The following is a 21,500-nucleotide window of genomic DNA, read 5'->3' as shown; positions in this document are numbered from 1 at the left end:
GGGACCCGTGACGCGCCAGATACCCTGACCGTTACGCTAGTGATTGGGACTCTCCCGAATCTCCATCGGACGTGTCAGTGTTTTTGTGTAAGTCCTTGGAGGTCACCTGGTGTTGAGCCGGTCCTCGAAAAAGAGTGAGAACTGGTTCAACGCCTTCTTCCAGTGTGCCGCGACGTGGTTGATATTGCGAGCCTTGGGGATGATCAGCTCGCGTACCGTGAGGTAGAGAACCTTCAGCGCGACCTGCTCGGAGGGGAAGTGCCCGCCGGTTTCGGGTGGTCTTCCGCAGCCGAGCGTTGATCGACTCGATCAGATTCGTGGAATAGACGACCTTTCTTATCTCCGGCGGGAAAGCCAGGTAGGGGGGTGAACTCGCTCCAAACGGCCCGCCAGGTCCGCACGACCGCCGGGTAGCGTTGGCCCAACTCCGAGGCGCTGAACTCCTTCAGTGAGCCTTTTCCATCATCGGTCTGAGCTGGCCAAATGCAGGGTCACGACGGCTCGGACGAGGCTTGTGACGCGAGTGGTCGAGCACCGCAGCTTGCGAAGGAGTCGCCAGGACTTGAGGGTGGCGATGGCTTGCTCGACCAGGGCCCGGATCTTGGCGTGAGACCGGTTGACGGCTTTCTGACCTCGGGAAAGTACCTCCCGACGTCCCCAGTATGGGACGCGGACCGTGCCCCCGGCGCCTCGGTATCCCTTGTCGGCACAGCACGTGATGCCAGCGTCCGTGAGAGTGCGGACGACGCCGTGTTCACGGGCGGCCCGGACGTCGTGGACGGCACCGGGCAGAGCCGGAGAGGCCCACAGCAGCCGGCCGGACGGATCGGCCAGGACCTGCACGTTCATCCCGTGTTTCTTGTGCTTGCCGGAGTAGAAGGGGCGGTCCGCGGCGATGCGGTCGATGGGCAGCAGGGTGCCGTCCAGCGGCACGAATGCCTTCGTCGATGCCGTACGGGCTGCCTCCTCGAGGGATGGGGCAAGTGCGGCCAGGAGCTCGACGGCCTCGGCGACGTACCGGTAGGCGGTCGTGGTGCCGATGCCGAACCCGGCCGCGAGCTGGGCATATGGGTGGCCGTTGCGAAGGTGGGCGAGAGTGAGCAGGGCCTGTCGGCCCGGGCTCAGGCGCCGCCACCGGGTGCCGAGCTCGTGACGGTGTCGGCGGAGCTTGGCGGACAGGAAGCGCAGGGCAGAGCTGGACAGGTCGATGCCCGACGGGTAGACAAGCACACGAAGCCTCTGGTGGAGACGGTTCTCTTGGTCGAAAACCCATCTACCAGGGGCTTCACCTGTCTGTCAGCCCAACTGGACTGTCCAGCAGCCAGGTTGGAAAGGGCTCAGTGCCTGCTTGGCGGCCTGTTCGATTGGCGCCGTGTAGATTGCCTTCAACGCCGGAACAGGCCTGGGGGTGGTCACGGCTCGAGGTGAGCCGCAGCGGGGCCGGCATCAAGTGGATCACGCACGTGTGGACCGTGGTCTTGGGCCAGATCGCGGTGACTGCATCTGGCAGGCCCTTCAGCCCGTCGCAGGCGACGATGCACACGTCCTCCACCCCGCGGTTGCGCAGTTCGGTGAGGACCGTCATCCAGGCCGTGGCGCCTTCGCCCCCGTCGCCGACCCACAGGCCCAGGACGTCCTTGCGGCAGTGCATGTCGACGCCGACGGCGATGTGGGCCGGCTTGGAACCACTGATCCAGACCGGATCTTGATCCACAGGGCGTCGATGTGGATGGTCGGCCCGAGGGCGCCAGCGGCCGGTTCCGCCAGTTGGCGAGCTCGTCGGCGACGGCGTCGGTGACCTTGCTGATCAGGTCCGGTGAGACCTCGACGCCATAGATGCCGGCCAGGTGCGAGCGGATGTCGCGCACGCTCATGCCACGGGCGCAGAGCGACAGGATCCGCTCGTTGAACCCCGCCAGCCGCCGGGCGTGTTTGGGCGCCAGTTGTGGCTCGAAGGACCCACGGTCCGGCGGAATCGCCACCGTCACCGCACCGGCATCGGTCAGCACGGTCTTCGGCGAGGTGCCATTGCGGCTGTTGCCCGAACCGCGGCCCCCTGGACCGTGCTTCTCGTAACCCAGGTGCTCGGTCATCTCGGCTTACAGCGCACGTTCCAGCACCGCTCGGGTCACCTCGGTCAGCAGCCCGTCCTCGCCCAGCAGGGCCGCCCCGGAGGCGCCGGCACGATCCATCAGCCGCTCGACGACCTCGTCCACCAGCTTGTGCTCGACCGCCTCGGCGGCGGGGGTTTCCATGTCTGCCATGTCCGTCCGTCCCGGCTGGTCAAGGCCCCAGAGCTGAGCCTCGGCCAGCCTGTCACATCACGGACTGACACGACCTTTCAGACACGATCATTTCCATCCGACCCGGCGTCGTGGTCGGGGCGACCACCGTAGTCTCGGCGGAGCGCTGATAGAGACGTCTGTGGCTCTCTCATCCAGGGCGCGTGCGGCTTCGTTGGCGTCGACGCCCGCGAAGACCAGGATGTCCGCAGCGACCAGTTGTACGCCTTCCCACACGGCGACGGGGAGGGCTGGGCCCTCGTCCGGTTTCGGAGTGCTGCGGACGATGCCGAGGGTCCGTTTGGTCGCGTGCAGGCGTACGGCGTGGTCCGCGGGGGCGGCTGCCAGTGCTTTCAGGGTCTCGGACAGCCCTCGTACCGTGTGGGCGAATGCCTGTCGGTGTTCCGTGTCGAGGGCCGAGGCGCCGCGGATGAGGGTGAGGCAGCTGTTGCCGAGCAGGTCCAGGTATTTCGTAGTAGCGATCTCCCGGGCGACGGGCTCGCGTCGGCCCCTCCAGAGCAGGGTGCGTCGGGCTACGGCGATGGCGTCGTCCCGTGTTCCGCCGAGATCGTTGAGCAGGGTGTAGACGGGACGCAGTTCCTCCCACGGCGGGGCGTCGCGTTCCTCTTCCGACTCATCCAGTGCCCGCGCCGTCAGGATCAGTGCGCGGCCCAGCCCCGCGAGCGTGGCGGTCTCGGCACGTCTGAGCAGGGCGAGTGGATGTGCCGGGAAGAGGAGCTGGCTGAACAAGAGGGCCACCCCGGCTCCGAGCAGGGCGTCCAGCACACGGTCGATGCCCGCCTGCTGTCCAGACGCGACGGAGATCACCGCGCCCACGGCGGCTTGGGCCATGGTGATGCGCTCCGTGTCGATGAGAAGCGCGACGAGCAGCGCGCACAGGACGGCCACGCCGAGGGACGGGGCATCGTGACCGAGGAAGCGGAGGGCCAGTTGTCCGACGACGACGCCCGCGATGACCCCGGACAGCACCCGTACGGCGTTGGTGCCTCGCCCTCCGACGGGTGTGTTGAGCGCGACGAGGGTGGCGATCGGAGCGAAGAGCGGGGCGTGATGGTCGAAGGCGTTCCTGCCGATCCACCAGGAGACCGCGGCGGCCGTGGCTTGCTGGAGGACAGGCCACAGATTGTCCCTGACACGCAGCCACGCCTCGTACATCGCTACCCACGCTCGTGATCAGTGCACGTGGCCGGCGTCGAACAGGCGGGGGCCCAACTCCTGCCAGCTCCGCAGGCCGGGGAGTCGGCTGGCCGCCTCGGGGCCCCAGCTGCCCCGTGCGTACGGCAGGGGCGGGGCGGCCGGGTGGAGCACCGGCTCCACGATGCGCCAGCACTCCAGGATGGCGGGGAAGAAGGCGAAGCACTCGGGATCGCCTTCGACGGCCCCGTGCAGGATGTTCTCGTACGGCAGTTCCTGCCGTCCCAGGACCTGCGCGTAGTCGACTCCGATGGGGACGGTCATCGGCCCGGTGCCCTTCTCGGGCTTGCTCACCATCAGGTCCGCCCTGATCCCGGTGTCGCCGTCGATGCGGAAGCGGATGAGGTTCGGCGGCGTCCGCGTGTTCTCGCCGACGAAGAGTTCCAGGGGTGGTTCGCGCAGCTCGACCACGACCTCGGTGGCGGTGACGGCCAGCGCCTTGCCGCTGCGGAGGTAGAAGGGCACTCCAGACCAGCGCCAGTTGTCGATGAACAGACGAGTCGCGAAGTACGTCTCGGTCGCGGAGTCCGGCTGGACACCCTCGACGTCCCGGTAGCCGTCGTACTGGCCGCGGACGGTGTCGGCGGGGTCCATCGTGCGGGTGGCGTGCAGGACCCGCCACTTCTCCAGGCCCTGTGCCCGGGCGTTGCCGGCGCTCGGCGGGTCCATCGTCAGGAAGGCCAGGACCTGCAGCATGTGGTTCTGGACCACGTCACGCAGGCAGCCCACCTTGTCGTAGAAGGAGCCCCGGTCGGCGACGTCGAAGTCCTCGGCGAGGGTGATCTGGACGTTGTCCACGTAGGCGCGGTGCCAGATCGGTGCCAGCAGTGTGTTGGCGAACCGGGAGACCATCAGGCTCTCGACCGCGCGGTTGCCCAGGAAGTGGTCGACGCGCAGCAGGTGGTCGTCGTCGAAGTGGGTGCTCAGCTCTTCCTGCAGCTTCCGAGCGGAGTCGATGTCGTGTCCGAAGGGCTTTTCCACCACCAGGCGGGCGTTGCGGTTCAGGCCCGCCGCGGCCAGCGCGGCGGCGACAGTGGTGAACAGCGACGGGGGGATCGCCAGGTAGTGCGTCACGAACCCGAACCCCGCCAAGCGGTCGCGCAGCCGGGTGAAGGTGGCGTCGTCGGCGAAGTCCCCGGTGATGATGGACAGGCTCGCCGCGAACCGGGCGAAGACGGCCTCGTCGATGTCCGTGCCTGCGGCGGCCACCGCCTCTCGCGCGTGCCCGCGCAGCGCGTCGTCGTCCCAGTCGCTGGCCGCCACTCCGATGACGGGCGCGGTCAGCTTGCCGGAGGCGGTGAGCCGGTACAGCGCGGGCAGCAGCATCTTCTTGGCGAGGTCGCCGGTGATGCCGAAGAGCACCAGGGCGTCGGAGCGTTCGAGGTCGGAAGGGCTGAGGAGGGTGTCACTCATCGTGAGCGTCCTTTCTCGGAAGTCATCGCACGTGGTCGTCTTCGGCCGATGCCAACGCGTCGGGGTGGTGTCCGAAGCGGGACTGCAGGGCCGCCTGGATCTGTTCGGTATCGCGGTTACGGGTCTCGGGCAGGTAGCGGCCGACGAAGAAGAACGCGAGGACACAGATTCCGGCGAAGATCCAGAAGGTCTCGCCCTGACCGATCGCGGACGCCAGGGGCAGGAAGGCGAGGCTGACGAGGAAGTTGGACACCCAGTTGACCGCAGTGGCCACACTCGACCCCTCGGCCCGCACGGACGGCGGGAAGATCTCGCCGAGCAGCGTCCAGAACACCGGTCCGAGGCCGCCCGCGTACGCGGCGATGTAGACGACCATGAACAGGAGCGTCAGCACCGAGTTCATGCCGACCACGAACGCGAGGCCGAGCATGAAGATCGTGACGGCCATGAGGGCCAGCGAGAGGAGAACCATGACGCGGCGGCCGGCCCGGTCGACCAGCCGGATCGCCACCAACGTCATGACGAGGTTGATCAGTCCGATGGCCACGGAGTAGAAGATGGAGTTGGACGCGTTCAGGCCGGTCTGCTGGATGATGGTCGGCGCGTAGTAGATGATCGTGTTGATGCCGCCGAACTGCTGTACGACGGCGAGCGTGAGCCCGACGACGAGTGCCGGGCGCACGTCGGGGGTGAGGAGTCTCCTGGCCCCCTGGCCGGTCGCCCCGGAAGTCCGGGTCCGCTTCTCGCGCTCCTCGGCGATGCGGCGCCGGGCCCGCGCGATGAGCTGGTCCGCCGTGGCCTCGTCGGTGACCGAGGCGATGTCTCTCCGCGCCCTGTCAACTTCGTCGTGGGAGATGAGCCACTGCGGTGATTCGGGAAGAACCCACAGGGTGGCGGCCACCATGAGGGCGGCCGGAACCGCACCGACGGCGAACATCGCCCGCCACATCTCGCTGCTGGAGAAGGCGAGGTTGACCAGGTAGGCGATCAGGATGCCGAGCGTGATCATCAGCTGATTCATCGTGAGCAGCCGCCCGCGGGTCTTCGTCGGTGAGATCTCGGACAGATAGACCGGCACCGTCGCCGACGCCGCGCCGACCGCCAGGCCGAGGACGACACGGCCCGCCATGAGCACCGGGTAGCCGTTCGCCGCGCTTGCGATCGCCGTACCGATGATGAACACCACACCGATCGTGCCCAGGGCCTTGCGCCGGCCGAATCGCTCCGACAGCCGGCCTGCCGAGGTGGCGCCGATCACCGCGCCGATGAGCAGCACGCTGACTACGCTCCCCTGCTCGAAGGAGTTCAGACCGAAGTCCTTCTTGATGTAGAGCAGGGCACCTGACACGACCCCGGTGTCGAAGCCGAAGAGGAAGCCGCCCAGAGCGATGGCGGCCGCCCAGCCGGTGATCTTCCGCTGTCCCTCGGGGGAGACCTCGGTGAGTGGTCCGTGAGTGCCCGGTTCCTTGGAGAAGCCCTGGACCATGTCACTCCCACATGTCTCGATGAGTCCGTCCGGTCAACGCAACCACGGTTCGGGATGTGGAGACACAAAAGCGACGCAATCGGGTGGCATGGGGCTCGCGCATCATCTCGATTACTGGCTTGGGCTCGTCGGAGTGAACTTTCGCGAATCGCGGGAGTGTCTATTCAACGGCGGATCTGATGATCAAGGAGACGCCAGAGATGACCGACACCGTCGTTGAGCACGAGCCCGCTGAGCAGCCGGTCCAGGTGCCGTCGAGTACGGCGACGGACGAGCAGTTGATCGCGATGCTGGTGGACCGCGCCCGTACGGACGGGCTGCACCTGACCGGCGAGGGCGGGCTGCTGCAGATGCTGACCAAGCGGGTGCTGGAGTCCGCCCTGGAAGGCGAGATCACCGATCACCTCGGCTACGAGAAGCACGATCCGGCCGGGAAGAACAACGGCAACAGCCGCAACGGCACCCGGGCCAAGACCGTGCTGACCGACGTCGGCCCGGTCGAGGTCCGGGTGCCCCGGGACACCGCCGGCAGCTTCGAGCCGCAGATCGTCAAGAAGCGGCAGCGCCGTCTGACCGGCGTCGACGAGATGGTGCTGTCGCTGTCCGCGAAGGGTCTCACACACGGCGAGATCTCCGCGCACCTGGCCGAGGTCTATGGCGCCGAGGTGTCCAAGCAGACCATCTCCACCATCACCGACAAGGTCATGGACGGCATGGCCGAATGGCAGAACCGTCCCCTGGACCGTGTCTACCCGGTCCTGTTCGTGGACGCCATCAACGTCAAGATCAGGGACGGGCAGGTCGCGAACCGTCCGGTCTACGTGGTGATGGCGGTGACCGTGGACGGCACCCGCGACATCCTCGGCATCTGGGCCGGCGACGGCGGCGAGGGCGCCAAGTACTGGCTGCACGTGTTCACCGAGCTGAAGAACCGCGGCCTGGGGGACGTGCTGATGCTGGTCTGCGACGGACTCAAGGGCCTTCCCGAGGCCGTGGAAACCGTCTGGCCCCGCACGATCGTCAAGACGTGTGTGGTTCACCTGCTGCGGAATTCGTTCCGTTACGCGGCCCGCCAGGACTGGGACAAGGTTGCCAAGGCCCTCAAGCCGGTTTATACCGCCCCCAGCGAGGACGCGGCGACGGAGCGGTTCCTAGAGTTCCAGGAGACGTGGGGCAAGAAGTACCCGGCGATCGTGAAGCTGTGGTCGGACGCCTGGGCCGAGTTCGTACCCTTCCTCTCCTTCGACGTCGAGATCCGCGAGGTCATCTGCTCGACCAACGCGATCGAGAGCGTCAACGCCCGCATACGCAAGGCCGTCCGAGCCCGCGGGCACTTCCCCAACGAGGCCGCCGCCCTCAAGTGCGTCTACATGGCAATGATGAGTCTGGACCCTACGGGGAAGGGACGCAGGCGGTGGACCATGCGCTGGAAGGCGCCTCTGAACGCGTTCCAGATCGCCTTCGAGGGCCGGCTCACCCCGGTCAACAACTGACCACTCAACAACCAAGATCAGCCGTTAAATTGACACACCCGGCTTCTCGGTCTTCCTGGCCTTGACCACCCAGCTCTGCAAGGGTCCGGGGCTGATCTACAGATCATCGGCAATCTGCGTGGAGTTCTTCCCGGTCTCCGTAACGATCCGTACAGCCCCCTCACGGGAACTCGGCATCGAACGTCCGTCGCCTCTCGGCCATGACCCTCAACTACCCACATGGTTACGGACGCCACAGTATCGGGGGAACCGCAACTACGGAACAGACCCGCTCACCCTACAGCCCCCCCCCCGTGACGATCCCGGTGACCAGGTTGATCGTGGTGGCCAGAATAGTTGTGCCGAAGACGTAGGAGAGCAGGCAGTGCCGCAACGTGACAGCGCGGATCATAGAGCTGGAGACGTCGGTGTCGGAGACCTGGTAGGCCATGCCAAGGTTGTAGCTGAAGTAGAAAAAATCGCGATACGACGGCGGCCGATCGGTGTTGAAGGCGATGCCTCCGGAGGCCCGGTAATAGAGGTACGCGTAGCGGGCGGCGTACATGAGTTGGAGCGCCGCCCAGGACATGAACACACCGCCCAGCGCCGTCGCGGCCGCGGCGACGCGCCGATCGGACTTGCCATCCACCAGCAGCACTACGATGGCGACGAGTCCGCACAAGGCGGTCCCGACGACTACGCACTCCTCCAGGGCAGGGCGGAAGTCCTCGCGCCGGGCGTTGCGGTGCGTGTCGTCGGCGTCCATCGGCCACAAAGCGAGCCAACCAGCCAGGACGAAGAGCGACTGCGTCACGGCGATCCCGGCGAGGACGCCCAACGAAGCGTCGTCCAGCAAACCGACCACGACGCCGATCACCAGTCCGACCGTAATCGCGGCGGCCAACCGAGGTACCACTGACAGTGGCAGCCAGATACTCACAAAACGTGACGCTACAACCCGATGCGCATGGTTCAGCGCGACTACGGGCGGCGCCGTCCGTCGACCTATCGCCGAGAGCGGTTTTTTCATCCCGATGGGGCAAGAACAGGTCCCGCATCCCGATGGCCGTCGGCAGGTCACTGGGGCGAGGAACCCTCGTGGATCGCGCCTGGCACCGCCTGGGACAGGTGGCTCGGGAAGCCGTGGGGTGCGCAGTAGCGGCGGGTCAGTTCCGTCAGTTTGGCCTCGTTCCGGGCAAGGGCCGGGTCGTACTGCTCGTGGGTTCCTTCCAGCCACAGGTTGGCGTGGTTCGCCGGAGCGCCGTGACCGGGGCCGGTCACCAGCAGCACGTCGGCCTCCCGCTCGCGGATGAGTGTGTTGAGTGCCGCATAGACCATGGTGATGCCCGGGCATGATCCCCAGTGGGGCCCAGCAGCCTGGGCCTGATGTGCTCGGCTCGCAGCGGTTCCCGCAGTAGCACGTTGTCCTGCAGGAAGATCAGTGCGGCGGCCACATAGTCGGCCGCTCGCCGGTACGCCGAACCGTCCCTGTGCTCCAGTCCCATCCGGCAGCCTCCGTTCCACGAGGCCGCCGCGGTACCCCGGGACGTCGCGAAGCACACGCCCCCGGTACGCTGCCGAGGATTGGCGCAATAGGGAGGAACTTCCCAATCGTGATGTCAAGCCGCCAGCGTGACGGGAGGTGAATCGTGGTAACACTCTCCGTCACGGATCATTGCCCAAAGGACGTTGAGGCGTCGGCGTGCGAGAGCCAGCAGCGCTTGCTTGTCGCCCTTTCCCTCGTGCCGCTCCTCACCGCCCGTGCCACCCGGCAGCTGAACAAGATGCGGGGCCACCTGCTCTACGACAACCCTGACGGCTTCCTCCTCTGCGCTTTCAAGCCGGACAACGCGTTGTGTGATCCGGACGAAGGGGCAATCGCCCCGCTGCCTTCGCCTGCCAGACAGGCTGCGGCAACGCGGTCCGCACCGACACCCACGCCCAGGCCGCCCGTGCACACGCCGACCGGCTCGAACAACAGGCGGCCCACGTCCCGGGGCCGATGGCGAAGGCACCCAACATCGCCGCCGCGAAGTGGCGTGGCGTCGCCGACACTTACGACGCCACCGCCCGCACCGCCCCGGAGACCCTCGCATGAGCCACGACCGGACCGTCCACGCCGCCGAACGCGAGCGGATCGACGCGGCCATCAACCGCCTCCTGACAGGCGCCCCAACGCGTTCCAGCGGCAGCCTCACCGTCGAAGCCCTCGCTGCCGAAGCCGACGTCCACCGAATGGCGCTCTACAAGCGCCACTCCGACCTTCGCGAAGTTTTCAACGAGCGCATCCGCAAAGAAACCAAGCAAATGCCGGAAGGCGAAATGAACCGTTCCGGGTTCGGTAGAGATCTCAGATGTTGGTTGTGACTTGGGGTTTCGTGGTTGTGAGGTAGTGGTTGTTCTCGTATTCGACGGGTGGGACGTGGCCTATCTCACCGTGGAGTCGTCGGTAGTTGTACCAGTCGACGTACTCGGCGGTGGCGAGTTCGACGTCGGACAGCGTCTTCCAGGGCCGTCGGGGCTTGATGAGCTCGGTCTTGAACAGGCCAATCGTGCTCTCCATCAGGGCGTTGTCGTAGGCGTCGCCGACCGATCCGATCGAGGCGGCGATGCCGGCGGCGTCCAGGTGCTCGGCGAGCCGGAAACTCGTGTACTGCGACCCGGCGTCCGAGTGGTGAATCAACTCGCCTTGCAGGATGGGGCGTTGATCGCGGTTGCGTTGCCAGATCGCCATCTCCAGGGCGTCCAGCACGAACACCGTCTCCTTCACGGTGGCCGCCGACCAGCCGACGATCCGGCGGGAGAAGGTGTCCACGACGAAGGCGACGTAGACGACACCGGCCCAGGTCTTCACGTGGGTGAAGTCCGCGACCCAGCAGCGGTTCGGGGCGCCGGCGACGAAGTCGCGGTCCACCAGGTCCGGGGCCCGCTCGACCTGCCCGCCGGGCAGCGTGGTAATGACGCGTTTGCCGCGGACCGCTCCGGCGATGCCGAGCTCGCGCATCAGGCGTTCGACGGTGCAGCGGGCCACGTCATGGCCCTGCCGGTTCAGCTCGCGCCAGATCTTCCTCGCTCCGTAGACACGGTAGTTGGCCTCGAAGACCTCGCTGATCTGTTCCTTCAGTTCGGCGTCCCGCACGGTCCTGGCGGACGGCATGGTCCGGCGTTTGTGGTGGGCGTAGTAGGTGGAGGGGGCGATCTTGCAGTCGTGCTCGGTCAGCACGCGGCAGATCGGCTCGACACCGCCGAAGCGGTCCCGGTGCTCGTCGACGAAGGCTACGAGCGCGTGTGTGGCCGGTCGAGCTCGGCCGCGAAGAAAGACGCCGCGGCTTTGAGGATCTCGTTCGCCCGCTTCAGCTCGGCGTTCTCCTTCTTCAGCCGCTTCAGCTCGGCCGACTCCTCCGTCGTCGTGCCCGGCCGGTGCCGGTATCGATCTGGTCCTGCCGCACCCACTTGCGCAGCGTCTCGGTCGTACCGATGCCCAGTTTCTGGGCGACCGCTTTCATCGCGGCCCACTCGGTGTCGTACTCCGGTCGCACCTCGGCGACCATCCGCACCGCACGACGGCGCAGCTCAAGCGGGTACTGGGAAGGACGTGCCATGACTCGATCCTCTCAAATGATCGAGTCCCTACCGAACCCGGGACGGTTCAGAGGTCGTCTGGCTGGGGGCCTGTGTGCCGGGAAGGGCCGGCGGGTGGACGGTGATCTCGATAGCGCTGATCGGTGTGCTGTCGCGGGGGCGTCCGTCGCGATTCCAGGTGTGGTAGCGGGAAATTCCGCTCTTGACGATGCGAGTGGAAAGCCGCATCCGGCGTCTGGGAAGGAGCGTGCGCAGGATGCGGGTGCCGATGTGTCCGACCAGGTCGGAGTAGTTGTACGGTCCGGTTGTTGGAAGTATTCCGGTGAGGCTGACGACGGTGTCGCGGGCTGCCTCCAGGGCGGCGGTGAAGCCGGCTCGGTCGGGGTCACAGCCGGGTTCGGTCTCCACCGCGGTCACCATGATCGAGCGCAGTGCCTGGTAGAGGGCGAGCAGTCCCCACACTTCCTGGCAGAGACCCACCGGGTCCTTCGAACGCAGCACCCGGCCTTGAAGGAGGGTGTGGCGCAGTGCCAGGTAGGCGGTCTCGATCTCCCAGCGTTCGTGGTAGAGGCGCATCAAGCGGGCGGCGGGGTCTGCGCGATGGTCGGTGAGTGTTGTCAGCAGGCGGTAGGTGTCACCGAAAGTGCCGCCGTCGACGGTGCGTGCTTGGACCTCGGCCTCGATCACTCGCAGCGAGAGGCTGCCGATGCGGGTGAGGTACGAGCCGTCGGGCAGCATTGCCAGCACCGGTGGGCGCCATGTGCTGGTGCAGCGCACCAGAAACTGCGCGCCCTGTCGCGTGATGGCGGCCAGGAGTTCGTTGCCGTCGAATGCGCGGTCTGCCAGGAGGAGCATGTCCGGGGTGAGGTGGCTGGTCAGTTCCCGGGCGTAGTCGCTCTCGGCTTTGACGGCGGGGCCGAAGGTTGCTGCGATCAGGCCGCGGGTGCCTGTCTCGCACAGCGTCATCAGCATCAGCCGGGGGTATCCCGCCGGGCCGTGGCGTCGGACGGTGCGACCGAGCCAGGACCTGTTGCGCTCGTGGTCGGGGACCGACAGGCTTCCGCATCCGTCGAATGCGACCGTGCGCCAACGGCGGTAGCGCACTCCAGGGGTGGAGGGCTGGGCCAGCGGGCCCGCCAGCACGTCGAAGAGCCGCTGCAGAGGGGCGACGCCCACCCGCCGGCGCAGATCACGAAGTGCTTTCTCGGACGGCCGTGGCACGTTGTTGCTCAGCCCTGCTACGAGTTTGTCCCACACCAGCTGGGCACCCAGATGCTCGAACAGGCCGAGAGCCAGGACGAAGTAGACCCCGACTCGGGATGGCAGACTCCGCAATCGTTTCTCGCGGGCTCCGGTCTCCTCCACCACCGCATCCACCAGCTCTGGTGGGATGACTTGGGTTAACTCGCCGATGTGACCGGGCGCGAACACGTCAGGCGTGCCGCCCGTGACAAACTGGGCCACAGGGCCTCTGCTCTCTCAGGAAGATCTTGGTCGATCCCCTGGATAGCAGAGGCCTGCCATATCTCACGAACCCCTTGACATTGCCATCGGGGCCTTAACTTCGCGGCATTGCATGATCGACAGCTTCTGTTAGGACCTCTAAGGCCCGCTCGGCGGAGTGAGACATAGTCGCATCTGGGCCCCTGCCACGTGATCCTTCGTGGCAGGGGCCTTCCGCATCGTGATTCCGCCGTTTTCGGGCTGAGGCGAGGCCCGTCGTCGAGAAGGCGTGTCAGAGGCGAAGGGCCTGGAGTGGCCAGCTGCTCGCCGGGGCCAAGACACGGTTAGCGGCGGGCCGGCGGGGGCGCCCGGCCTGCCGGTGCCGCCACCAGCGGGCCGGGCGCCGCGCCCCTGTACGCAGGTCAGCGTAGCGAATTGCCATATCTGGATGCTGAGTTCGCACCCATAGCGGCCTGCCGACGATGATCCGTTCTGCACCGGCGAGCGGATCGCCATCATGGTGGCTCCAGCGTTGAGGGTCCAGCACGACGTCGGAGTAGACCTCGGCGAAGACCGTGCACCTCTCGTGGTGGCCGACGGTGAATCCACGAGTGTGTGGATGGTCAGCGTGCTCCTCGTCGGTGCCCGTACTGCCCTGGCAGAGGGCGACCTTCAGCGCTTCGAGGGAGAAATACTCCTCGTCGTCGATCCACGACGTGCCCGCTGTCCCTTCGGCACGTAGGAGTTCCTCGATCGCGGGCATCTCGGAGGAGGTCCAGCCGTCCTCGAAGTCGTCCCACGGGCCAAAGCCTTTGACGCAGTCCATGCTGCCGAACAGACAGATGTCGACACGCCGTCCTGCGCCGGTGTGCAGCTGCAGATGGAGCAGGGCACCGGGGTTCTTCGCGTACCGGAGCTGTACCCGCGCAAACGAGATCTTGCCGCTGAGACTGACGAAAGCCGCCGTGGGCGGCGTGGTGAGTTCCGTGACGACAGCTGCACCGAGCCCTTTCTCGATACGCCGTGCCTCCTCGCCTCGGTTTCGGGTAAGCCGCTCCTGAGCGGTCCGACTGACCTGGACGAAGCCGCCGGCCACACCAGCTGTCCAACGCGCGCGTCCGGCCAACTCGATGCCGTTGTCTTCCGCGGTCCGCCGGATCGCCCGATCCGACCAATACACATAACTCCCGGCCACCCGCTGTCCTTTCGCCCGCGCGATCAGCCTTCAGCCTGGCGCACGGCACGTGTGGCCGTGACGGCAATAGCAAAAGGGCCCGGTTGCCGAGCCAGAAGGCTCAACAACCGGGCAGAAGAAGGGCCAGATGCGTCACCGGCCGCGTCGGACGACGGTGAGACGCTCCTCCGCGCCGTCGGGCAGTACCCGGCGCGGTACCGGGCCGGGTGCCGCGAGCGAGGAGGCGAAGGCGGCGACCAGCTCGTGCGGGGCGCTCGCGCTGAAGCTCGCACACCACAGGTACGGCGCCCCGAGCACGGGCTCCGCCCACGCCTGCCACCCCAGCAGGTCGTCGCGGGGGTCGGCGTCATGGATGAGTGGCGGCAGCATCTCCAGCGAGACGCTTGTGGAGAGGCCCGGGTCGGTGGCAGCCGCCTGCGGGCGGTCCCTGTCGCGCAGCCAGCCCCGCGCGGTGAGGGCGGTGAGTACCGACTCGGTGTCCTCGAGTCCGGCATCGGGGGTGTCGAGCGCGAGCAGGAAGTCGGTGAGCGCCTCGTGCGGTAGGCCCGCGGTGAAGTACGCGGTCCACTCGGTCAGGGCCGACGCGGGGTGCGGGCGCGCAGACAGCTGCCAGGCCACCGGAAGGCCGCCCAGCTCGAACGGGTAGCCGGCGAGGATCCACTCGGCGCCTCGCAAGCCGTCGGGACTCACGTACAGCCAGTCTTCATGCTTGCACGCCGTTGCGGTCTCGGGGCGGTGCTTGGCGCACGTCGCCGAGCCTCATTCCGCTTGCGGTGTCCGTCCGTTCTCGTGCCGAGAGCCGCTGCGCCGGCTGCTGAGCCTGCCAGGTTGAGGGCGACTACTCTGAGAGCCGCGGTGCGGGCTACGAGACGCACTCATGCCCGCACCGCGCCAGCTGCTGGCCGTACGGCTTTGCGTCGCTGAGCCTGCCGGTCAGCTCCCCGCGGCCAGCTTGTGGGCAGTGTTGCCGTCGCAGATCCCTGCGATCAGTTGCCGCGCCGGCGGCTGCAAACCGGCGCCGAGGTAGCGGATGCCCTCCCCTTCGGGGGCAGTTCCGGTCTCCCGGCCGAGGGCATGGCGGCGGGTCAGGGCCGTACGCCAACCCCACCGTTCGTCCCACACCAGTGCCGGCACGGGAGCGTTGGGAGCGAGGGGCACGGCTGCGGCCACGGCGTCGCTGGCCACGTGGACCATCTCGACGTCCTGCTGCTCGGCCAGGCCCGCGGCGGCGAGCTCGTCCACGACGTCCTGGACGTACGGGCGCAGCCGGCGTCCCCGGAGTGCGGTCCGTGCGTACACGATGGCGGCCTGGCGGACCGCGGCCGGGAAGCCAAGCCGTTCGGCGGCCTGCTCCGGTGTCAGGTTCTTCTCACCGGCGCACAGGTCGGCGATCCGTTCTCCGCGGACGCGGGGCAGGGCCCGGGTGGCGGTCGAGTTGGCGATGCCCAGTTCGTCGGTCAGCCTCGCGAGCGTCAGGGCGGGGTCGTCGTCCAGGAGCTCGGAGATCCGGGCGTGCAGCTGGTCGCGGGGCACGATGTCGCCGCTCCCCTTGGGCCGGTGCGCGGCCGGCTCCGAGGAGGCCGGCTTCTCTCGGTAGGCGCGCAGGACGCCGCGCGGGCAGTGTTCGACCCCGCCCACCTTCTCCAGGTGCGGGGCGATCCGCGGGTCCTTCTTGTAGGAGTCCCAGGTCTTCGGCGACACGTTCAGGTACGCGGCCGCCTCGGTGCGCTCGAGGAGGTCCTCGTCGTCATCCGTTTCGGGGAGCTCCGGCACCGGGGCGCCGGCGAGGTAGGCCGCGGTCTGCTCGCCGTCCCACAGCTTCCCCTTCGCCTCCGGCGGGCTGATCGGGGCCGGGAACCCCTCGGCCTCGTACGGCTTCTGGTTGCGGAACGTCTTCAACCCGACGCCCACGGCTTCCGCCAGATCAGCACTGTTCTGCACAACGTCGCGCCGGCCCGCCCGGATCATCTCGAACTCCCCTTCAGCAGTCGCCCCGCAAGGAAGCTCTCCAGGGTTCCGCGCACGGCGGCAACGCCGGGGCAGGAACACGGACTTCACAGCGGCCGACGCCTGCGGCGCCGCGAGACAAGGGTATGGGACTTACATCACAGCGGGCAAGAACCCGGTCCCGCACGCCGCCCCGCCGCTACACTTTGCGTCATCACGCCCTGCAGGTTCTTCCTCCAGGTGTGGTCTTCGAAGGCCGGCGCCCTGGCCACCCCGCTCCGGCGGGTTGGGCGCCGGCCACCTGCTTTCCCCCAGCGCCTGGTTGGGTTTCTGCGCCGCTCCATACAGGCCCGCCATTCCGGAGGGGGCTGCGCGGTGGGCCTGCATCCTCGCCGATCCGGCACACTGAGCGAGGACCGTGTTCGGGCCTTCGCCCGGGCACAGGGGGAAGGCAGTTCGTGACGAGTGGGCAGCGCTACTGAACGAGTTCTCGGCTCGTCCCTGCAGTCTGCATCGCGTCGTCGACGCGCTCCGGGTGGAATTTGCGGTGGGGCCGGCCCGGTTGGACGCACCGTTCTTGAGCAGTAGCACCACATCGGGGGCAGGTTCGGGCTCGGACACGGTCTTCGTTTCCCGCTTCCGCCATCCACATCGTCCGGTGCGCTTCATCCATTTTGTGCTGGGCCGCCGCGCGTTGCTCGGTGGCGTAGCGCTCACGCGCCTGCTCGGTACGGTCCTGCAGCGGATGGTTCAGTACGGTGCGCGGGTCGTCGTTCAGCGGCGGCTCCGCGACGCGGGGCGTGAACCAGCTGGTTGCTTCGACAACGTAGTCCTTGGGCCCGTCTACGCCCGCCAGCTGGCGGCGCGCTCGATGCAGGGCGCGGGTCGAGTGGCCCTTGGGCATGCGGCACAGAGTGGCGGCGGGGGCTGAGCAGTGCGGGCAGGTCACCGAAAGCATCTCGATCAGATTCTCCCGGCGGGCGGCGGTGTCTGCTCGCCGCTGTTCCTCGGCTTCGACGCGGCGTGCTTCCTCGGCCTGGCGGCGTTCTTCCTCGTACCGCAGTTCCTCAGGCGAACGGTGGACCCGGCAGGGCTCGCGGGTAATGATCCAGCCACACGGCGAGCCGTCCTTTTTTGGCTGCCCGCAACGGTCGGGGTCGGTCAGATCCAGGGCCCGGCCGATGCGCCACGGCCCGGTGGGGGCGGCTCCGCAGCCGGTGCACTGGGGGACAGATCCCGTCTCGACAGGGACGACTTCGTAGCGGTATCCGCTGACGGTCACCGTCATGTGCGGGTGGGTGCAGGAACACGTCGTTTGGTGGCATTGCTCGGATGACGACACACCATGCGTAACGGCCCTGTGCAGGGACCGGCGCCGGGACGGCACAACGCATCACCCGGACGGCCGGGGCCCGGGGGCACACTACCCAGTGGCTGGCGGCATCGCGGCGCGGCCTACAGAGTCGAGGAGTCCGCCGTCCAGAGTCAGCATCCTCGGGGGACTTTCTCCGCGGCCAGGGCCAGGGACTCACAGGAGGGAGCGGTACGTCCCTTGGTCCCTGCGAAGAATGTGCAGGTCAACCGACCAACAGGGGCCCAGGCAGGGACTGAAGGGACTCAATCTCCTAATTATGAGCTGTACAGGTATCTGTCTATGTGTACGCGCGCGCCATACAACACAGGTAGAGGACTAGCTCATAATTAGGAGATTCGGTCCCTTCAGTCCCTGAACATGGGGGCATTACCCTTCTGACCTGCGGCGATGTCGAGGGACCGAAGAGAGGGACGGAAGGGATCCAGCCGCCCGCTGGCCCCTGACCCCTGTCCCGGGGTGGTCGACGAAGCCCCGCTGCGGCTCGCAGGCAACGCGGCGTGAGAGCCGCCACCCCGGGACAGGGACTGAAGCGGTACGCCGACCCGCGGGAGGGACTCAAGGGACCGGCCAACGAACAGTGCGGCGCGCGCGGGAAGGTGCAGCGCCGACGCGTCGGAAACGCCTAGACTCTTTCCGAAACTACAGTCCCTTCGGTCCCTGTCGAGGCGTCACCAGTCTGTTGACCAGGCGCTTATCAAGCGGGACCGGCTGATGCGAAGGATGCCCGTGCTGCGCTCCGGCGAGTCTCCCTCGCCCGCCCCGGCAGGCGGGCAGGCCACGCCGCACGCAGTTGCCCGATGGTGCGCCGCGCAGGGCTGGCCCGTTCACCCGCTGGCCCCTGGCCGGAAAACTCCCGCCGCGAACTGCCCCGCGTGCCGCCGCAGCCCGCACCCGGCCCAGGTGTGTCCCTGCCTGCCCGCAGGCCGTCCCTGCCACGGCTTCCACTCGGCTACCACCAACCAGCAGCTGGTGGACGCGTGGTGGAGCACGGTCCCCACCTACGGCATCGGGGTGGCCACCGGCCCGGCATCCCTGGTCGTACTCGACATCGACGCGCACCACGCTCAAGTGCCCGACCGCACCCGCCTGCTGCCCGGCATCCCCATCCCCAGCCAGGTCAACCTCGACGGCCTTGCCTCGGGCTTCGACACCCTCGCCCTGCTGGCCGCTTACCGGGGCGAGCAGGACCCCGCGTACGACGACACCACACTGCGCGTGCGCACCCCCTCCGGCGGACTGCACGTCTGGTACCTCATCACCGACGAGGGCGTGAAGCTTCGGTGCTCGACCGGGTCCAGCCCCAAGGTGGCGCTCGCCTGGCAGGTCGACGTCCGTGCCGACGGCGGCTACATCGTCGCCCCCACCACCCGCACCGCGCAGGGCACTTACGACCCCGAGGGCCCCACCCGGGCTCCCGCCCCGCTCCCCCGCTGGCTGCTCGACGAACTCGTCCGCACCGGACACCTCGTCACCCCTGAGCCGCCACGGCCGCCCGTCCCCACCCCGCGCAGACGAGGCACACGCCGATCTCCGTCCGCGGCGCAGCGCATCCTTGATCCGCTGCTCGCGGAGGTCGATGCCTGCGCGGCGGTCCCCGAGGGCGCCGCTTTCACGGAAAAGCTCAACCGGGCGGCCTTCACCGCTGGGGGCCTCGCCGTCGCCGGTCACGTCGACGAGCACGAAGTGCGGGCCCTGCTCGAGGAGCACGCCACCCGAGCACGCCCGCGCCAGCAGGCCCGCAATGCCCGCATCATCAGCGACGCCCTGGCTGCAGGGACCGCCCGACCGCTTGATCCCCGAGGACGTTCATGAGCAGCGCCGACAACACGCCGTCGTTCGACGCCCGCGCCGCGGCCCAGCAGATGCTCGACCTCCAGGGCGAGCAGCCCGCGGCCGCGCCAAGTCTGCTGCCCGCACAGTTGCCCGCCGCCGGGCAACAGCTCGCGCCCGTCCCCCAGGCAGCAGACCTTCTGCTGCCCAAGACGCTGTCCGACCGCGGCAACGCCCGGCTGTTCGTGCGGCTCTACCGGGACGAGTTCCGGCATGTCGAGGGCCTGGGCTGGTTCTCCTGGGACGGCTCCCGCTGGAAGCGCGCAGGAGGCGAGAAGGCGGTCCTGTGGGCTGCGGGCGAGATGGCCGAGGACCTCGCCGACACCGACCCGAGCGGCACCTTCAGCAACCGCGACCTGCAGCGCCACAAGCGCCGCACCCTGTCCACCACCGGCATCAAGGCGCTGCTCACCCAGGCCAAGGCCTCGCCCGACCTGTCCGTGGACCCCAGCACCCTCGACGGCGACCCCTACGCCCTGTGCACCCCGGCCGGCGTCGTTGACCTGCACACCGGAACCCTGCGCAAGCCCGATCCCACCCGTGACTTCCACTCCCGCGCCACGAGTGTCGGACCGCAGTCCATCGAGACCCCGCGCTGGCGCCGCTTCCTCGCCGACACCTTCGGCGACGACGACGAAGGCCGGGAGATGATCGACTTCCTGCACCTGCTGCTCGGCTATTCGATCACCGGCGATGTCGGCGCCCAGGTCCTGCCGTTCCTGCACGGCCAGGGCAAGAACGGCAAGTCCGTTCTCCTCGACGTCATGATCCAGATTCTGGGCGACTACGCCGATGCCGCGCCGCCCGGCTTCCTCATGGACCGCGGCGCCTTCTCCGAACACTCCACGGAACTCACCGAACTCCACGGCCGGCGCCTGATCGTGTGCAGCGAGCTCAAGCCCAACGACAAGTTCGACGAGGCCCGCGTACGCCTGCTCACCGGCGGCGACAAGATCAAGGCCCGCCGCATGCGGCAGGACTACTTCTCCTTCGCCCCCACCCACCACCTGTGGCTGATCGGCAACCACCGCCCCGAAGTCTCCACCGGCGGCTTCGCGTTCTGGCGCCGCATCCGCCTGGTCCCCTTCGAGCGCGTCGTCCCCGACGAGCAGAAGATCGACAACCTCGCCTTCGAACTCGTCCGCGACGAGGGCCCCGGCATCCTGCACTGGCTCATCGACGGCGCCCGCCGCTACCTCACCACCCGCGACCCGCTGCACGGCCCCGACCGGGTCCGCCTGGCCACCACCGCCTACGCCGCCACCGAGGACCACATCGGGCGGTTCCTGTCCGAGTGCTGCACCCGCACCGCGGAGGAGTCCGACGCCGGCGACCTGCGCGTCGAACAAGGCCTGCTGTATGCCGAGTACAGCTCCTGGTGCCACGCCAGCGAAGGCATCCGCCCCGCAGGCACCAGGGCCTTCGCCAACCGGGTACGCCAGGAACTCGGCCTCGCCTCCCCCAGCGACATGATCAAGTCGAACGGCCGCAAGTACTACCCCAACCTGGCCCTGGTGACGAGCGAATGACCGCCCACCCCTGCCCTGCATCGCGCCGAGCGCCCCTGCCCGAAGAGTCCAGGGCGCTCTACGATGGACACCAACCCACCCGCGTGCAGGCGCCCTTGCACCACATCGCACATACCCGCCGGCACTGCCCGCAGCGGCCGACCCTGGAGGGGTTCCAGCCATGAGCTCGCTACTGACCGAGAGCGACCTCGCCCACGAGGACGACGTGGTGTGGCTGGAAGACCCTGGGGCGCTCGACTACGTCCGCCAGGCCCTCGACAAGACCAAGCGCCGCAACACCAAGCCCCCGTACCAGCGGGACGGGCGCATGATCGGCTACGTCCGCCTCAACGCCGACGCCGAGCCGGACCCGGACAGCGGCCTGTACAAGCGGCGGGTGTTCTTCCTGCTCCCCCACGACCGTGACAGCCACCCCACCGGCCTGTACCAGGAAGGCGCCCCGGGCGAAGCCGTCGACCCGCGCACCATCGAACCCGGAAAGCCCGGCACCAAGACCGAGCGCTCCCAGCACGGCCCGAGCATCGCAGCCTCCGCCTGACCCACATCGCACGAAGCCGATTCGCTGCCAATGAGCCCTGCGGCAACGTGATCGGCGTTGGCGGGCGCGGCCGCCGGGCCAGGCGAAATCGAGTCCACACGGCGCTGCCCCTCCCGGTGCAGCGTCGTACGTAGTTCGTGATGCTGCCGATCACGTGCACAGCCGCCAAGCACTCCTACTGATCCGGCGACAT

16 protein-coding genes and 5 pseudogenes are annotated in these 21,500 nt (G+C 67.9%); 5 read left to right on the top strand and 16 right to left on the bottom strand.

Going from position 1 to position 21,500, the window contains the following annotated elements:
- Nucleotides 1–102 precede the first annotated feature (102 nt).
- The 6 genes and pseudogenes from ACNYS0_RS43665 to ACNYS0_RS43640 all read right to left on the bottom strand — a co-directional run.
- Nucleotides 103–443, bottom strand: a pseudogene (locus tag ACNYS0_RS43665) (transposase); the annotation flags it as partial.
- Between the two features lie 19 nt (nt 444–462).
- The gene (locus ACNYS0_RS43660; protein ID WP_422404990.1) at nt 463–1,230 is read right to left on the bottom strand and encodes an IS5 family transposase; all 768 of its coding nucleotides are present in this window, start codon (nt 1,228–1,230) and stop codon (nt 463–465) included.
- Nucleotides 1,231–1,329: 99 nt separating this feature from the next.
- Nucleotides 1,330–2,264: pseudogene (locus tag ACNYS0_RS43655) on the bottom strand (IS256 family transposase); the annotation flags it as partial.
- 87 nt (nt 2,265–2,351) lie between these two features.
- Nucleotides 2,352–3,458, bottom strand: coding sequence for an FUSC family protein (locus ACNYS0_RS43650; RefSeq protein ID WP_422404989.1), 1,107 nt, complete (start codon nt 3,456–3,458; stop codon nt 2,352–2,354).
- An 18-nt stretch (nt 3,459–3,476) separates the two neighbouring features.
- A complete protein-coding gene (gene zwf, locus ACNYS0_RS43645) occupies nt 3,477–4,910 on the bottom strand; it encodes a glucose-6-phosphate dehydrogenase (RefSeq protein WP_422404988.1) in 1,434 nt (477 codons plus the stop codon).
- Between the two features lie 22 nt (nt 4,911–4,932).
- Nucleotides 4,933–6,396: a sugar porter family MFS transporter gene (locus tag ACNYS0_RS43640; protein WP_422404987.1), complete on the bottom strand. Its 1,464-nt coding sequence runs from the start codon at nt 6,394–6,396 to the stop codon at nt 4,933–4,935.
- 287 nt (nt 6,397–6,683) lie between these two features.
- Here ACNYS0_RS43640 and ACNYS0_RS43635 point away from each other — a divergent pair, with 287 nt between their 5' ends.
- On the top strand, nt 6,684–7,889 hold the full coding sequence (locus ACNYS0_RS43635; protein WP_422405064.1) for an IS256 family transposase: 1,206 nt from the start codon (nt 6,684–6,686) through the stop codon (nt 7,887–7,889).
- Nucleotides 7,890–8,166: 277 nt separating this feature from the next.
- Here ACNYS0_RS43635 and ACNYS0_RS43630 read toward each other — a convergent pair whose 3' ends face one another.
- From ACNYS0_RS43630 to ACNYS0_RS43615, 4 genes and pseudogenes are all read right to left on the bottom strand, one after another.
- Nucleotides 8,167–8,808 carry a DUF1345 domain-containing protein gene (locus tag ACNYS0_RS43630; RefSeq protein ID WP_422482942.1) on the bottom strand — a complete coding sequence of 214 codons (642 nt, stop codon included), beginning with the start codon at nt 8,806–8,808 and terminating at the stop codon, nt 8,167–8,169.
- A 137-nt stretch (nt 8,809–8,945) separates the two neighbouring features.
- Nucleotides 8,946–9,206 carry a phosphoketolase family protein gene (locus ACNYS0_RS43625; protein ID WP_422404985.1) on the bottom strand — a complete coding sequence of 87 codons (261 nt, stop codon included), beginning with the start codon at nt 9,204–9,206 and terminating at the stop codon, nt 8,946–8,948.
- Nucleotides 9,146–9,373 (bottom strand): phosphoketolase family protein, encoded by a 228-nt coding sequence (locus ACNYS0_RS43620; protein ID WP_422404984.1) that lies wholly within the window; start codon nt 9,371–9,373, stop codon nt 9,146–9,148. The genes ACNYS0_RS43625 and ACNYS0_RS43620 overlap by 61 nt, the downstream gene beginning before the upstream one ends.
- A 114-nt stretch (nt 9,374–9,487) precedes the next feature.
- Nucleotides 9,488–9,619 (bottom strand): annotated as a pseudogene (locus tag ACNYS0_RS43615) (IS110 family transposase); the annotation flags it as partial.
- 343 nt (nt 9,620–9,962) lie between these two features.
- Here ACNYS0_RS43615 and ACNYS0_RS43610 point away from each other — a divergent pair.
- Nucleotides 9,963–10,190: pseudogene (locus tag ACNYS0_RS43610) on the top strand (hypothetical protein); the annotation flags it as partial.
- 28 nt (nt 10,191–10,218) lie between these two features.
- Here ACNYS0_RS43610 and ACNYS0_RS43605 read toward each other — a convergent pair.
- From ACNYS0_RS43605 to ACNYS0_RS43580, 6 genes and pseudogenes are all read right to left on the bottom strand, one after another.
- Nucleotides 10,219–11,470, bottom strand: a pseudogene (locus tag ACNYS0_RS43605) (IS3 family transposase).
- A gap of 28 nt (nt 11,471–11,498) precedes the next feature.
- Nucleotides 11,499–12,914: an IS4 family transposase gene (locus tag ACNYS0_RS43600; protein WP_422404983.1), complete on the bottom strand. Its 1,416-nt coding sequence runs from the start codon at nt 12,912–12,914 to the stop codon at nt 11,499–11,501.
- A 271-nt stretch (nt 12,915–13,185) separates the two neighbouring features.
- Nucleotides 13,186–14,088 carry a hypothetical protein gene (locus ACNYS0_RS43595; RefSeq protein WP_422404982.1) on the bottom strand — a complete coding sequence of 301 codons (903 nt, stop codon included), beginning with the start codon at nt 14,086–14,088 and terminating at the stop codon, nt 13,186–13,188.
- 132 nt (nt 14,089–14,220) lie between these two features.
- Complete coding sequence (locus ACNYS0_RS43590) at nt 14,221–14,778, bottom strand: SPDY domain-containing protein (protein WP_422404981.1); 558 nt, start codon at nt 14,776–14,778, stop codon at nt 14,221–14,223.
- Between the two features lie 243 nt (nt 14,779–15,021).
- Nucleotides 15,022–16,056 (bottom strand): hypothetical protein, encoded by a 1,035-nt coding sequence (locus ACNYS0_RS43585; RefSeq protein WP_422482941.1) that lies wholly within the window; start codon nt 16,054–16,056, stop codon nt 15,022–15,024.
- 454 nt (nt 16,057–16,510) lie between these two features.
- On the bottom strand, nt 16,511–17,323 hold the full coding sequence (locus ACNYS0_RS43580; RefSeq protein WP_422482940.1) for a zinc finger domain-containing protein: 813 nt from the start codon (nt 17,321–17,323) through the stop codon (nt 16,511–16,513).
- Nucleotides 17,324–18,130: 807 nt separating this feature from the next.
- Here ACNYS0_RS43580 and ACNYS0_RS43575 point away from each other — a divergent pair.
- The 3 genes from ACNYS0_RS43575 to ACNYS0_RS43565 all read left to right on the top strand — a co-directional run bounded on the left by ACNYS0_RS43575 (nt 18,131) and on the right by ACNYS0_RS43565 (nt 21,307).
- Nucleotides 18,131–19,222 carry a bifunctional DNA primase/polymerase gene (locus ACNYS0_RS43575; RefSeq protein ID WP_422404978.1) on the top strand — a complete coding sequence of 364 codons (1,092 nt, stop codon included), beginning with the start codon at nt 18,131–18,133 and terminating at the stop codon, nt 19,220–19,222.
- On the top strand, nt 19,219–20,769 hold the full coding sequence (locus ACNYS0_RS43570; RefSeq protein ID WP_422404977.1) for a DNA primase family protein: 1,551 nt from the start codon (nt 19,219–19,221) through the stop codon (nt 20,767–20,769). The genes ACNYS0_RS43575 and ACNYS0_RS43570 overlap by 4 nt, the downstream gene beginning before the upstream one ends.
- A 160-nt stretch (nt 20,770–20,929) precedes the next feature.
- A complete protein-coding gene (locus tag ACNYS0_RS43565; RefSeq protein ID WP_422404976.1) occupies nt 20,930–21,307 on the top strand; it encodes a DUF6009 family protein in 378 nt (125 codons plus the stop codon).
- The last annotated feature ends 193 nt before the right edge of the window (nt 21,308–21,500 follow it).

The sequence above is a fragment of the Streptomyces anthophorae genome, assembly GCF_049310305.1.
GTDB lineage: Bacteria > Actinomycetota > Actinomycetes > Streptomycetales > Streptomycetaceae > Streptomyces.
The sequence above is the reverse complement of the archived record's forward strand: the minus strand, read 5'-3'. Positions and strand labels throughout refer to the sequence as shown.

Bases quoted from the DNA above. Each gene is read 5' to 3' on its own strand.
- ACNYS0_RS43650 (WP_422404989.1), bottom strand. From the start codon at position 3,458: ATGTACGAGGCGTGGCTGCGTGTCAGGGACAATCTGTGGCCTGTCCTC.
- zwf (WP_422404988.1), bottom strand. From the start codon at position 4,910: ATGAGTGACACCCTCCTCAGCCCTTCCGACCTCGAACGCTCCGACGCC.
- ACNYS0_RS43640 (WP_422404987.1), bottom strand. From the start codon at position 6,396: ATGGTCCAGGGCTTCTCCAAGGAACCGGGCACTCACGGACCACTCACC.
- ACNYS0_RS43635 (WP_422405064.1), top strand. From the start codon at position 6,684: ATGCTGGTGGACCGCGCCCGTACGGACGGGCTGCACCTGACCGGCGAG.
- ACNYS0_RS43625 (WP_422404985.1), bottom strand. From the start codon at position 9,206: ATGGTCTATGCGGCACTCAACACACTCATCCGCGAGCGGGAGGCCGAC.
- ACNYS0_RS43620 (WP_422404984.1), bottom strand. From the start codon at position 9,373: ATGGGACTGGAGCACAGGGACGGTTCGGCGTACCGGCGAGCGGCCGAC.
- ACNYS0_RS43585 (WP_422482941.1), bottom strand. From the start codon at position 16,056: ATGATCCGGGCGGGCCGGCGCGACGTTGTGCAGAACAGTGCTGATCTG.
- ACNYS0_RS43580 (WP_422482940.1), bottom strand. From the start codon at position 17,323: ATGACGGTGACCGTCAGCGGATACCGCTACGAAGTCGTCCCTGTCGAG.
- ACNYS0_RS43575 (WP_422404978.1), top strand. From the start codon at position 18,131: ATGCCCGTGCTGCGCTCCGGCGAGTCTCCCTCGCCCGCCCCGGCAGGC.
- ACNYS0_RS43570 (WP_422404977.1), top strand. From the start codon at position 19,219: ATGAGCAGCGCCGACAACACGCCGTCGTTCGACGCCCGCGCCGCGGCC.
- ACNYS0_RS43565 (WP_422404976.1), top strand. From the start codon at position 20,930: ATGAGCTCGCTACTGACCGAGAGCGACCTCGCCCACGAGGACGACGTG.